The following is a 12,202-nucleotide window of genomic DNA, read 5'->3' as shown; positions in this document are numbered from 1 at the left end:
GGGGTCGGGGGTGCGGGGTCGGCATGGGCCACCGACGTCCCGGACAGCGCCACGAAGGCGGCCGGAACCACGGCCAGCAGTCTGCGCTTCCTCATGAGCGGGGGTCCTTTCACGGGAACGGAACGTGCCGACCGCAGGGCCCTGACGGTCTCCGTCCCGCGCCGCGGAAGCGGGCGCGGCGCGGGAACGGTTCAACCGACTATTGACCACGAATACGAAAACCGCCAATGCCGATTCCCGCGCCCGCATCCCCAATAGAACGCTTTCTGCGCGGAGACCGCCCGCCACCTGCACGCCTTCTATGGCCGTCGCGCCGCAACTGAACGAACGGCTGTTTTTCAACCCGCTCGTTCACGGTGAAATCAATGCCTTCGGCCGCCCGGAGAACGGTCTTCTCCGGCAGGCCCGAGAATGCGGCCGCGCCGTCCCGCGCGAGGGCGGGGTCACGGGGTGAGCATCTGCTCCTGCGGCTGCGTCCTGGCCTTCGGCCGGGCGGCGCCGACGAGGCGCCGCCCCAGGCGTTGCGCGGGCGCCTCGATCCAGCGATGCGACGCCCAGCTCACCGCCAGCAGCACCAGGAAGAAGAACGCGAGGCCCACCACGTCCTCCCGCCCGGAGATGTCGAGGAACTGCGCCGCCACCATCAGCAGCAGCGGATGCAGCAGGTACACCGAGAAGCTGATCGTCCCGAGGCCGGTCGCCCAGCGGGGGAACCGCCGGTGCCGCATCCGCCACGCCGCCGCGAACGTCACCGCGGCCAGCACCACCGCGCCGCACCAGACGAGCTGCGCGGACCGCCCGTGGGGCGCGGCATGCCAGGTCCCGGCGACGACCGCCCCGACCAGGACGACGGCGGCCGTCACCGCGCCCTTGCGCCGGTCGAGCTGACCGTGCTCGGCGCGGTGGACGGCCGTGCCCGTGAACATGATCGCGATCATGAGCAGGCCCTCCCACGCGCCGACGCGGCCGTTCACCGTCACCAGCACGAGGGCGAGCAGCCCGCCGAGCAGCCCGCCGGCCATGCGCGGCGCGGGACGCTTGGACATCGCCGCCGCGACCGCGACCACCAGCGCCGCCGAGGTCACCGCGACCACCGGGCCGGTGCCGGCCGTCCGCGACAGCAGGGCGGTCGGCGCGTACGCGCCCGTGAGCAGCCCGCTCGCCGTCAGCGCGACGGCGACCAGCGCCACCACCGTGAGGACGGCGGCCACCGACGCCGACCGGCGGTGCTTGCCCACCACGAACAGCGCGACGATCAGCAGGTAGAACGCCATCTCGTAGGACAACGTCCACAGCACGTTCATCGCGTTGGGGACGTTCAGCAGGTCCTGGAGCATCGTCATGTGCGCCAGGACGGCGGTCGCGGGGGAGTAGCGCTCCAGCCCCGCCCGCAGCCCGAGCACGCCCAGCAGGAACGGCAGTACCGCGAGGACGCACGTGACCGCCAGCAGCGGGTAGATGCGGAAGAACCGCCCGATCCAGAACCCGCGGACGCTGCCGCGCCGCTCCAGCGACGCGGGCACGATGTACCCGCTGACGAGGAAGAACACCAGCACGCCGTACACGCCCGGATCGAACCAGTCGGCCAGCTTGACCCGGAGGTTGGGCAGGTAGACGTAGGTCGCGTGGTGGAACGCCACCGCCAGGGCCGCCCCTCCCCGCAGCGCATCAAGCCACCCAAGTCGGGACGGAGGTGAGGAATCACCCGTTGTAGCGACCATCCCGACAGGCTAGGTGACTCAGCGCAAGGGTGCCGCCAGAACCCACAAGATCACCTTGCGGGCGCGTGACGTTCGGTCACCCGGGCTATGCTTTTCGTGTGGGATCCAAGGCCGTGCTGCCACCCGAACGGCGCCGTGAACTGCTCGATCTCGCCATGCGGGAGTTCGTGCGCCACGGGTTCGGCGGCGCGTCGCTGAACCGCATCATCCGGGCCTGCGGCATGAGCAAGAGCTCCTTCTACCATTACTTCGAGTCGAAAGAGGCGCTGTTCGACGCGGTGGTGAGCGGGCTCGTCGACGAGCTGAACGACGCCGTGAAGGTGCCCGACCCGGAGTCGCTCGCCGTCCCCGGATTCTGGGACGAGGTCGCCCGCATGTCGGACGACCTGATGGGCGCCGCCGCGGTGGACTGCCGGCTCATCGACTTCTGGCGGCTCTTCTACGTCCCGGACGCCCCGGCCCACGACGACGGGTCCCTCGCCCGCGTCAGGCGCGGGATCGACGCGTGGCTCGGCCGGGCGCTGCAGGCCGGGCGCGCGGCCGGTGCCGTCCGCGACGACCTGCCCCCGTCCCTCCAGGGCGAACTGACGCTCGCGACGCTGTGGACGATCAACGCGTGGGCGCTCCGGCATCTCGGGGAGACCGACATCGCGGAGGGGCAGCGCCTCGCCCACGTGCAGATCGACCTGCTCCGCGGCCTCCTCGCCGCTCCTGAACCCGCCTGAGCGCGTCCGGCCCCGTGCCGGCTTTCCGCGTGCCGGCTTCCGCGTGCCGGCTTCCGCGTGCCGGCTTTCCGCGTGCCGACTTCCGCGTGCCCACCTTCTACGTGCCGACCTTCTATTTACGTGCCCATCTGCTACGTGCCGATCCGTGGCGGCTACATGCCGATCCGTGACGGCCGCCGGCGCATGACGGCTCGCTCCTCCCGTTCGGCGATCTCGGCCTTCCGGTCCGCGCCGAGGGTGCCGTTCCGGACCTGGTCGTGCAGTTTGAGGATCGCGTCCAGCAACATCTCGGGCCGGGGCGGGCAGCCGGGGACGTAGACGTCCACGGGCACGATGTGGTCGACGCCCTGCACGACCGCGTAATTGTTGAACATTCCCCCGGACGAGGCGCACACGCCCATCGCGATGACCCACTTCGGTCCGGTCATCTGGTCGTAGATCTGCCGCAGCACGGGCGCCATCTTCTGGCTCACCCGGCCCGCGACGACCATCAGGTCGGCCTGCCGGGGCGTGGCCGAGGCGCGCTCCATCCCCCAGCGGGAGAAGTCGTGGCGCGGCATGCCGACGTCCATCAGCTCGATGGAGCAGCAGGCCAGCCCGAAGGTCATCGGCCACATCGAGCTCGATCTCGCCCAGCCCGCGAGCTTCTCCACGGTGGTCAGCAGGAAACCGCTGGGAAGCTGTTCCTCAAGTCCCATGAGGGGACGATACCCATGAATGGACCGCCTGGTCCAAACATATGCAGGTGTGAAATGGACCACCTGGTCCAAACTGATGGAGGCGGCCGCCCACGGGCGGCGAGGCGTACGGGGCGGCGGCTGGGGCACGATGGAGATCATGACGACGCTGCCGCTCGGCCCGGACGAACTGCTGACCACGACCCGCACGGTGCGCAAACGCCTCGACCTGGACCGGCCCGTACCCCTGGAACTCGTCCGCGAGTGCCTGGAGATAGCGCTCCAGGCGCCGAGCGGGAGCAACCGGCAAGGCTGGCAGTGGATCGTCGTCACCGATCCGGAGACCCGCGCGGCGATCGGGGAGTACTACCGGCGTTCGTTCGCCTCCTACGCCCAGGCCGGGGGGACGGCGGCCACGCTCTACAAGGACGACCCCGAACGCGCCGAGGTGCAGCGCCGCGTCGGCGACAGCGCCACGTACCTGGCCGAGCGCATGGGCGACGTGCCCGTCCTGGTGATCCCGTGCCTGCGGCTGCACGGTGGGCGCCTCCCGGACGGCAACCAGGCCGGCCTGTGGGGCTCGCTGCTGCCCGCCGCGTGGAACTACGCCCTGGCGGCGCGGGCGCGCGGGCTCGGCACCGCGTGGACGTCGCTGCACCTCGCGTACGAGAACGAGGTGGCCGACCTGCTCGGCCTGCCCGACGGCGTGCGGCAGGGCGCGCTCATCCCCACCGCCTACTACACCGGCGACACGTTCCGTCCCGCCTCGCGCGTCCCGCTGGACGAAGTGCTGCACCTCGACCGCTGGTAGCCGGGACGTCCCTCGACGCCCACCCCGGCAACCCGCGCCGTACACCTGACCCGCGCCGTACACCGGACGTACGGCGCGGGTCGCGCATGCGTGATTTTATTGGCGGATAGCCAATAAGCTATTGTCGCTTCGCTAACAACACTCTAAGGTCATGGATCGCCGGCTCCGGCCAGGCCGCCGGCGGCTCCGCGTGGCGCCCGCCCTCGCGCCGCGAACGCGGGGGCCACCGGATCCACGACCCACCGTTGAGGAAGTGATAGGTCCCTTGTCCGCCATCGACATCCCGCGGCGCGTGCACGGCCTGCTGGACGAGGTCGGCGAGCTGTTCGTCGTCGCGCTCGAGGCCGTCCGCCGGACGTGGGACGTGCGGAACTGGGCCTGGGAGTTCGCCGAGCAGGCGTGGTTCCTCGCCCGGGTCACCAGCCTGCCGGTGATCCTCGTCTCGCTGCCGCTCGGCGCGACGGTCGCGCTCCAGGTCGGGCAACTCGCGGCCCAGCTCGGCGCCCAGTCCGCGACCGGCGGCGCCGTCGTGGTCGGGCTGGTGCGCGAGGTCGCGCCGATCGCCGCCGCGCTGATCATCGCCGGGGCCGGCGGGTCGGCGATGACCGCCGACATGGGTGCCCGCCGGATCCGCGACGAGCTGTCGGCGATGGAGGCGATGGCGGTCAACCCCGTCCACCGGCTCGTCACGCCGCGGCTCTGGGCGGGCAGCCTGATCTCGACGCTGCTGGCGTCCCTGGTCATCGTCTCGGGGGCGGCCGGGGGCTTCGTGTTCAACGTCCTGCTCCAGGACGTCACGCCGGGCGCCTACTTCGACGGCGCGGTGTCGCTGCTCCAGACGTCCGACCTGCTGGTGACACTGCTGAAGTCGTGGCTGTTCGGGGTCGTCGCGGCCGTGGTCGCCTGCTACATGGGGATGAGCTGCGAGGCGAGCCCCGTCGGGGTCGGCCGCGCCGTCAACCGCGCGATCGTCGTCGCGTTCCTGCTGGTGTTCGCCCTCAACTACGTGATCACGACGGTGTACTTCGTCGCGTTCCCGCCGAGGATCTGATGGCCGGCCTGCCCGTGATCGAGAGAGCCGCCCCGCGCGCCGCCCGGACGGGGGCGGCGGCGCTCCGGCGCTCCGGGGACCTGGCCCAGTGGCCGGTGTTCGTCTACCGCATCCTGCTGTACACGGTGCGGGACCTGTTCCTCCGCCGCAAGTACACCAAGACCATCGCGCGGCACGTCAGCGACGTGGTGGTCGGCGTCGGCGCCAGCGTCGTCGGCGGCGGCATGATCTTCGTGATCTTCACGATGGCGTTCTTCGTCGGCACCGAGGTCGGCCTGCAGGGCTACACCGGGCTCCAGTCGATCGGCGCGCAGTCGTTCATGGGGCTGGTCGGGTCGTTCGCCAACGTCCGCGAGATCACCCCGGTGATCGCCGCGGTGGCGCTCGCCGCCCAGTGCGGGTCGGCGTTCACCGCCGAACTCGGCGCGATGCGCATCTCCGAGGAGATCGACGCCCTGGAGGTCATGGGCATCGGGTCGTTCGCCTACCTGGTGTGCACGCGGGTCGTCGCGGCGCTGATCGCGCTCGTCCCGCTGTACCTGATCGCGCTGTTCGCCAGCTTCTTCGCGACCCGGCTGATCAGCACCGGCTTCTTCGACCTGGCACCCGGCGTCTACGACTACTACTTCCGGCTCTACCTGCCGACGATCGACCTGGTCTACAGCGCGATCAAGGTCGGGGTGTTCGCCTTCGCGGTGATCACCATCCACTGCTTCTACGGCTACTACGCGACCGGCGGCCCGGCGGGCGTGGGACGCGCGGCGGGCCGCGCGATCCGGCTGTCCATCATCGTGATCGTCGTCCTGAACCTGCTGCTGTCCTACGTGTTCTGGGGCAACGCCGCGACAGTGAGGCTGACCGGATGATCAATGAGGAGATCCCGCTCCGCCGCCGCCTGCTGATCACCGCGGTCACGCTCGCGGTGGCGGCGGCCGTCCTGTACGTCCTGGTCGCCCGGCCCGGACGCGACCCAGGGACGGTGCTCACCGCGGAGTTCGGCCACGCCGGCCAGGGCCTCGGCGGCGGCGCCCCGGTGAAGATCCGCGGCGTGACGGTCGGGTCGGTCGAGGAGGTCGGGCTGACCGGCGGCGGCCGGGCCCGGCTCACGCTGCGGCTGGACGCGGGGACGCGGGTCCCCGACACGGTCACCGCGTCCATCGTGCCCGCGTCGGCGTTCGGCCCCAAGTACGTCGACCTCGTCCCCGGCGCGAACGCCGACACCGGCCACTACCTGGCGTCCGGCGCGCGGATCACCCGCACCTCCGACCCGCGGGACCTGTCGGACCTGCTCGCCCGCGCCGACACCGCCCTCGGCGCCGTCGACGCGGGGGAGGTCCAGACGATCGTGCGGATGGTCGCCGCCGGCCTCGGCGGGCAGGGCACCCGGCTCGCGGAGACCATCGACCAGACGGGCGTGCTGCTGAACGTCGCGCACCGCAACCGCGGCAACGCCCGCCGGTTCATCGGCGACTCCGCCGACCTCACCGGCGCGCTGTCCGACAAGGGCGACGAGCTGACCGGCATCTCCGGCGACGCCAACGCCCTGATCGGCGCGGCGGCGCAGGGCCGCGGCAGGCTCGCCGGGTTCGCCGACGGTATGTCGGACGTGTCGCTGCTGGTGGCGCACGGGTTCGACAAGCGCGGCGGGCAGCTCGGCCAGGCGTTCCGGTCCTCCGAACGCACCGCCCGCATCATCTACGCGCAGCTCGGCCTGGTCGGCGATGCCGTCCGCACGGGGAACCAGCTGCTGCCCCTCTACGGGGAGCTGACGTCACTGAAGGGCCCCGGCGGAAAGAACTACATGCGCTCCCAGGGCTACCTGCCGTCGGACCCGTGCGGGCTGATCCTCGGGCTGTGCGGACCGTACGGCGGCGGCGCGGGGGGAGGGTGACATGGCGCCCCGGTTCCTCGGCGGCAAGCGGGCACGCGCCCGCGCCGGCCTCCTGGTCCGCCTGGTGTCGTTCGTGACGGTCACCGGCGTGCTCACCGTGATCATCGGGATGCAGATCGCCCGGGTCGACACCTCCGGCGGATGGCACCTGACCGCCACGTTCACCGATGCCAGCGGGCTGCTGGAGGGCGACCAGGTGAAGATCGCCGGGGCGCCGGTCGGCCGGGTGGACGAGGTCGAGGTCGTGGACGGCAAGGCCCGGGTCAGCCTCACCGTCCGCCACTCGGTGCAGGTCCCCGCCGACAGCGAGGCCGCGATCCGCTGGCGCGACGCCATGGGACGCCGCGTCGTGTACCTCCTCCCCGGCAAGAGCCCGGAGAAGATGAAGCCCGACGCGCACATCACCCGCACCCGCTCGGTCGTGGACGGCAGCGCGCTGATCGAACAGCTCGGCCCCCTCGTCCGCAGCCTGGACGCCAAACAGGTCAACACGGTGCTGGTGTCGCTCTCGCAGGCGCTCGACGGCAACTCCGGGAACATCGACCGGCTGATCGCCGACATCGACGTCCTGTCGGCGTCGATCGCGCGGCGCCGCGCGATGCTCAAGCGGATGCTGGACGACTACGCGACCGTCACCGGCATCGTCGCCCGCCGCGACAAGCAGATCGCCTCCACCGTGGACGGCCTCGTCAGCCTCAGCGACGCGTTCGCCGGCAACCGCAGGCTCATCGACGACACCCTCGTCCAGCTCTCCACCCTCACGCGGACCTCCGACTCGGTGCTGGCACGCAACGAACGCGAACTGGGCCGGGTCGTCGAGAAGCTGTCCGCGTTCAGCGCCGGGGTGGGCCGCAACAAGGGCGCGCTCCTCGACGTCCTCCGGTCGGTGACGCCGAAGCTCCAGCGCATCTTCGCCGCCACCGACAACGGCCAGTTCGTGGAGTCGGCCATCCCCTGCCTGACGCTCGCGGCGCCGCCCTGCCCGTACCCGACACGGCTGCCCGGCGCCCGGGAGGGCGCCGAGAGCGTCGACACGCCCAAGGAACTGGAGAACCTCATGGTCGGGGGCACGCGATGGTGACCAGGCGGGTTCCTCGTGGAGGGACGCCCCTCCACGCTCCTCGCAATGGTGAGTTCTCGGTGGGCGCACCACTTGGGGGAACGCGATGAGGTCGTTTCGTGACCGCAACCGGATCGCGGTCGGGCTGGTCTCCGCGGGCACGCTCGCCGCCCTCGTCGTCGCGGTGTACGTGGTCGGCACCCGCGGGCTGCTCCAGGACCGCTACACCGTCACCGGCGTCTTCGCCTCCACCGGCAACCTGCGCGCCGGCGACGAGGTGCGGGTCGCCGGCGTCCGCGTCGGCGAGGTCACCTCGGTAAGACCCGACCACCGGCGCGGCCACGTCACGGTCGGCTGGAAGGTGGACGGCGAGGTCGACCTGGGGCCCGGCACCCGCGCCGAGATCAAGGTCGCCAACGTCCTCGGCGGGCGGTACCTGCGCCTGTCCGGCCCGGTCGCCGAACCGCACCTGGCCGACCTGTCCGACGACGAGCGGCGCATCCCCCTCGAACGGACCCAGGTCCCCACGACGGTCAACGAGGTCCTGGACGAGTCCGCCCGCACGGTCTCCAAGCTCGACACCCAGGCGATCAACAAGATCGTGGCCGAGCTGAACGGGATCGGCGACGACGACCGCGGCAGGCTCGGCGACGCCCTGACCAACCTCGCGAAGCTCGCCGAGACCGTGAACGAGTCCGACCCGCAGATCAAGAAGCTGCTCGACAACGGCGACCGCATCCTCAAGCTCGCCCGCGCCAAGGACACCGAGCTGTCCCGGCTGCTCACCAACGTCCAGATCATGCTGGACGAGCTGCGCAAGCGCCGCACCGAGCTGGCCGCGTTCCTCGGCAGCGGCAACCGCACGGTCGAGAGCCTCACCAGGATCATCGACGGGCAGCAGGCCGACCTGCTGTCGCTCGTCGCCGACCTGCGCGGCACGCTCGGCACGCTCCGGCCCGTGACCGGCGACTTCAACGCCCTGCTCGCCTGGGCCGGCCCGACGCTGTCCGGGCTGGCCGGGACCGGCGGGAGGGGGCCGTGGCTGGAGGTCCTCTCCACCGGCCTCGGCCCGCTGTCCCCGAAGGATCTCGCCGGACTCGCCGAACTCGCACCCGAGGAGGCCCGGCGATGAGAGGCCCCGCGATGAGGCGTCCCCTCGTGGTCGCCGCCGTCCTGGCGCTGACGGCGGCGCTCGGCGGCTGCGGAGTGGTGTCCGAGCCGACCTACCCGATGACGGTGTACTTCCCCAAGGCGCCGTCCCTCTACGAGCAGTCCCAGGTGAAGGTCATGGGCGCCGACGCCGGGACCATCACGGCCATCAAGAGCGAACGCGACCGCGTCCGGGTGGACATCGAGGTCAACAGCTCCGTGCCCGTCCCGGCCAAGGCCCACGCCGCCGTCGAGTCCGCCGACGCGCTCGGCGAGCGGTTCGTGACGCTGCATCCCGTCTGGAAGCCCGGCATGCCGAAGGCCGGGCCCGGCGCGGTGATCCCGCAGGAGCGCACCGAGCTGCCCGTCGAGATCGACGACGCGCTCGCCGCGTTCGCCAAGCTCAACAAGTCGATCGACGCCGGCGCCCTCGGCCCCGCCGTGCACCGCGCCGCCGAGAACCTGCGCGGCCGGGGCGACGGCATCAACGACGCCCTGCACGACACGTCCGAGCTGACCCGCGACCTCGCCGCCCAGGACAAGCGGATCGCCTCGCTCGCCGAGGGCCTGCACCACCTGGCCGCCGACCTCAACGGACGCGACAGGAAGCTGTCCGACCTGCTGCGCTCCTTCTCCAGCACCGGCCGCACCCTCGCCGAGGAACGCCAGAAGCTCCGCGCCTTCATCGCCGGCCTCGCCGCCGCGATCCGCAAGAGCGAGGTGCTCATCACCGCCTACCGGGAGCAGCTGCCGAGCACGGTCGCCGACCTGTCCAACATCGTGCTGAGCCTCAAGGGGAACGTCGCCGGCCTCACCCAGGCCATCGACAGCCTCGGCCGGTTCGCCGACGTGGCGATCCAGGCGTGGGACCGCCGCAACCACGTCGCCACCATCCGCATCGTCGTGCACGGCACCGTCCGGGCGTGGCTCCAGCCGCTCTTCACGGCGCTGGGCTGGGGCGAGGTCCCCTGCGTCGAGGGCGACCCGGCCCTCGCCGACTGCGCCGCGCCCCCGGGAGGGCCGTGATGACCCGGAAGCTCGTGGCCTGCGCTCTGGCGGCCGTCCTGCTCATCGGCACCGGCGGGTGCTCCCTGCAGACGATCGGCGCGCCCCAGGGCGACATGACCCTGCACGCCACCTTCGACGACGTGCAGAGCCTCGTCACCGGGCACAGCGTCCAGGTCGCCGACATCCGCGTCGGCACCGTCACCGGCATCCGGCTGGACGGCTACCGCGCCCGCGTCACCATGTCCCTGCGCGACGACCGGCGCATCCCCACCGGGACCACCGCGACGATCGCCAAGTCGTCGCTGCTCGGCGAGAACTACGTGCGGCTCGATCTGGCGCCCGGCCGCCGTCTGGACACCGGCCCGTTCCTCGCCTCCGGCACCGATGTCGGACGCACCGCCGTCCAGCCCGACCTGGAGCAGATCAGCGCGAAGGTCGGCCCGCTGCTCGCCGCCCTCGGCGGCCAGGACATCGCCACGATCACCGGCGAGTCCGCCACCGCGCTCGGCGGCAAGGGCCGCAAGCTCAACACGCTCATCGCCCGCGCCGCCGACGTCGGCGACCAGTACGCCGCCGCCAGCGCCGACCTCGGCCGGGCCCTCGACTCGCTCGCGCGGCTCGGCACGTCCCTCCGGAAGGGCTCGAAGGAACTCGACCGGCTGCCGGGCTCCGTCGAACTCGCCACCCGCCGCCTCCAGGACGACCGCGACAACCTCAAGCGCACCATCCAGGCGCTGCTGAAACTCGCCACCTCCGTCAACGTCAAGGTGCAGAAGCGCCACGCCGCGCGGCTCGGCACCCTCCTCGCCCGCGCGGACGAACTGCTCGCCGCCGCCCTGCGCGGCCGCGACGAGCTGAAGGCGCTCAGCGGATCGGTCCTGAACTTCCTGCGCGGCCCCTCCGTGTCCCACAGCGGCCAGGCCCTCCTCTTCCTGTGGATCAAGGGCTTCATGCCCCACCCCGGCCCCGCCACCAGCGGAAGCGCTACCGGTGGGTCCGCCACCGGTGGGTCCGCCACCGGTGGGTCCGCCACCGAGGGGCCCGCCGGACCCCGGAACCTCAACGGACTGCTGAGGCCGCGCTCATGAGACTTCCCCGCTTCAGGTATCCGCGCGTCGCCGTCAACCTGGTCTTCTTCGCCCTGCTGGGCGTCGCCCTCGCGGTGTGGGCCGCCCGGAGCCTGATCCACATCGACGCGCTGGAGCGGCCCTTCACCGTCACCGCCGACTTCGAGACCTCACCCGGCCTGCACGGCGACCTGGAGGTGACGCACCTGGGCGTCGCCGTCGGCGAGGTCGGCGAGATCCGGCTGAGCGGCGACCACGTCGCGGTCGCCCTCGACATCCGCCGGGACGCGCGCATCCCCGCCGGCGTCGGTGCCCGCGTCCTGCGCAAGTCCGCGATCGGCGAACCGTACATCGAACTGACCCCGTCCAAGACCACCGGAAGCCGGACGCTGAAGAACGGCGACCACATCCCCTTGTCGCGCACCGCCGGGACCACCGACTACAAGCAGCTCTTCGAGGGCCTCAGCACGACCCTCGACGCCGTCGACCCGCGCGACACCCGCACGCTCGTCCACGAACTCGCCACCGGCCTCGAAGGACGCGGCACCGACCTGCACGACATGATCTCCGACGCGCACCGCCTCACCGGCACCCTCGCCGCCGAGGCCGGGACCCTGGACGCCCTGTCCCGCGAACTGACCCGCCTCACCGCGACGCTCTCGACGCACCGCCAGGACATCGCCTCCGGCGTCAACGACCTGGCCCTGGTCAGCGCGTCCCTGCGGCAGTCGACCCGCGACCTGAACACCGTCCTCGACAAGGGGCCCGGTGCCATGGAGAACCTGCACGGCCTCCTCCAGGACGCCCGTCCCGGACTCGACTGCCTCCTGACCGCCGCCGCGACGCCCACCGCGCCGCTGATGACCACCGCCAACCAGCAGAAGATCAACCACGTGCTGCGGCTCGTCCCGACCCTCCAGACCCTCGTCGCGGACATCACCGCCACCGAGCCCGACGGGAAGTACCTCCGCGTCTCGCCCGTCATCACCCTCACCGGCCCGGCCAAGGCGGCGACCGAGTACACGACCCCGGTCCCCAAGCC

12 protein-coding genes are annotated in these 12,202 nt (G+C 71.8%); 10 read left to right on the top strand and 2 right to left on the bottom strand.

Annotated elements, in window-relative coordinates; genetic code table 11:
- Positions 1–443: 443 nt before the first annotated feature.
- Positions 444–1,721 (bottom strand): acyltransferase, encoded by a 1,278-nt coding sequence (locus E1281_RS30260; RefSeq protein ID WP_207943569.1) that lies wholly within the window; start codon positions 1,719–1,721, stop codon positions 444–446.
- Positions 1,722–1,819: 98 nt separating this feature from the next.
- On the opposite strand from E1281_RS30260, the gene E1281_RS30255 reads away from it, so the two are divergent.
- Positions 1,820–2,446, top strand: a complete 627-nt coding sequence (locus E1281_RS30255; RefSeq protein ID WP_131883133.1) for a TetR/AcrR family transcriptional regulator — start codon at positions 1,820–1,822, stop codon at positions 2,444–2,446.
- A 152-nt stretch (positions 2,447–2,598) separates the two neighbouring features.
- On the opposite strand, the gene E1281_RS30250 is transcribed toward E1281_RS30255, so the two are convergent.
- Entirely contained in the window at positions 2,599–3,144 is a 546-nt protein-coding gene (locus tag E1281_RS30250) for an NADH-quinone oxidoreductase subunit B (RefSeq protein WP_131883132.1), read from the bottom strand.
- Between the two features lie 49 nt (positions 3,145–3,193).
- On the opposite strand from E1281_RS30250, the gene E1281_RS30245 reads away from it, so the two are divergent.
- From E1281_RS30245 to E1281_RS30205, 9 genes are all read left to right on the top strand, one after another.
- The gene (locus E1281_RS30245; RefSeq protein WP_243717578.1) at positions 3,194–3,934 is read left to right on the top strand and encodes a nitroreductase family protein; all 741 of its coding nucleotides are present in this window, start codon (positions 3,194–3,196) and stop codon (positions 3,932–3,934) included.
- Positions 3,935–4,199: 265 nt separating this feature from the next.
- Positions 4,200–4,985 carry an ABC transporter permease gene (locus E1281_RS30240; RefSeq protein WP_243717575.1) on the top strand — a complete coding sequence of 262 codons (786 nt, stop codon included), beginning with the start codon at positions 4,200–4,202 and terminating at the stop codon, positions 4,983–4,985.
- Positions 4,985–5,851, top strand: a complete 867-nt coding sequence (locus tag E1281_RS30235; protein WP_131883130.1) for an ABC transporter permease — start codon at positions 4,985–4,987, stop codon at positions 5,849–5,851. Before E1281_RS30240 ends, E1281_RS30235 begins: the two co-directional genes overlap by 1 nt.
- Positions 5,848–6,876 (top strand): MCE family protein, encoded by a 1,029-nt coding sequence (locus tag E1281_RS30230; protein WP_131883129.1) that lies wholly within the window; start codon positions 5,848–5,850, stop codon positions 6,874–6,876. Before E1281_RS30235 ends, E1281_RS30230 begins: the two co-directional genes overlap by 4 nt.
- Position 6,877: 1 nt before the next feature.
- Positions 6,878–7,957, top strand: coding sequence for an MCE family protein (locus E1281_RS30225; RefSeq protein WP_131883128.1), 1,080 nt, complete (start codon positions 6,878–6,880; stop codon positions 7,955–7,957).
- Positions 7,958–8,042: 85 nt separating this feature from the next.
- Positions 8,043–9,068 carry an MlaD family protein gene (locus E1281_RS30220; protein ID WP_131883127.1) on the top strand — a complete coding sequence of 342 codons (1,026 nt, stop codon included), beginning with the start codon at positions 8,043–8,045 and terminating at the stop codon, positions 9,066–9,068.
- The gene (locus E1281_RS30215) at positions 9,065–10,111 is read left to right on the top strand and encodes an MCE family protein (protein WP_131883126.1); all 1,047 of its coding nucleotides are present in this window, start codon (positions 9,065–9,067) and stop codon (positions 10,109–10,111) included. The genes E1281_RS30220 and E1281_RS30215 overlap by 4 nt, the downstream gene beginning before the upstream one ends.
- Positions 10,111–11,181: an MCE family protein gene (locus E1281_RS30210; protein ID WP_131883125.1), complete on the top strand. Its 1,071-nt coding sequence runs from the start codon at positions 10,111–10,113 to the stop codon at positions 11,179–11,181. The genes E1281_RS30215 and E1281_RS30210 overlap by 1 nt, the downstream gene beginning before the upstream one ends.
- The coding region (locus tag E1281_RS30205; protein WP_131883124.1) for an MCE family protein at positions 11,178–12,202 on the top strand (1,025 nt) is incomplete at its 3' end. The genes E1281_RS30210 and E1281_RS30205, both read left to right, overlap by 4 nt.

This window comes from Actinomadura sp. KC345 (genome assembly GCF_004348515.1).
In the GTDB taxonomy this organism is placed as follows: Bacteria; Actinomycetota; Actinomycetes; order Streptosporangiales; family Streptosporangiaceae; genus Spirillospora.
Note: the sequence above shows the minus strand (reverse complement) of the source record. Positions and strands in the feature narration are given on the sequence as shown.

What these genes read in the sequence shown, in the direction of transcription:
- E1281_RS30220 (WP_131883127.1), top strand. Translation starts at nt 8,043, where the DNA reads ATGAGGTCGTTTCGTGACCGCAACCGGATCGCGGTCGGGCTGGTCTCC.
- E1281_RS30260 (WP_207943569.1), bottom strand. Translation starts at nt 1,721, where the DNA reads ATGGTCGCTACAACGGGTGATTCCTCACCTCCGTCCCGACTTGGGTGG.
- E1281_RS30230 (WP_131883129.1), top strand. Translation starts at nt 5,848, where the DNA reads ATGATCAATGAGGAGATCCCGCTCCGCCGCCGCCTGCTGATCACCGCG.
- E1281_RS30215 (WP_131883126.1), top strand. Translation starts at nt 9,065, where the DNA reads ATGAGAGGCCCCGCGATGAGGCGTCCCCTCGTGGTCGCCGCCGTCCTG.
- E1281_RS30225 (WP_131883128.1), top strand. Translation starts at nt 6,878, where the DNA reads ATGGCGCCCCGGTTCCTCGGCGGCAAGCGGGCACGCGCCCGCGCCGGC.
- E1281_RS30250 (WP_131883132.1), bottom strand. Translation starts at nt 3,144, where the DNA reads ATGGGACTTGAGGAACAGCTTCCCAGCGGTTTCCTGCTGACCACCGTG.
- E1281_RS30235 (WP_131883130.1), top strand. Translation starts at nt 4,985, where the DNA reads ATGGCCGGCCTGCCCGTGATCGAGAGAGCCGCCCCGCGCGCCGCCCGG.
- E1281_RS30210 (WP_131883125.1), top strand. Translation starts at nt 10,111, where the DNA reads ATGACCCGGAAGCTCGTGGCCTGCGCTCTGGCGGCCGTCCTGCTCATC.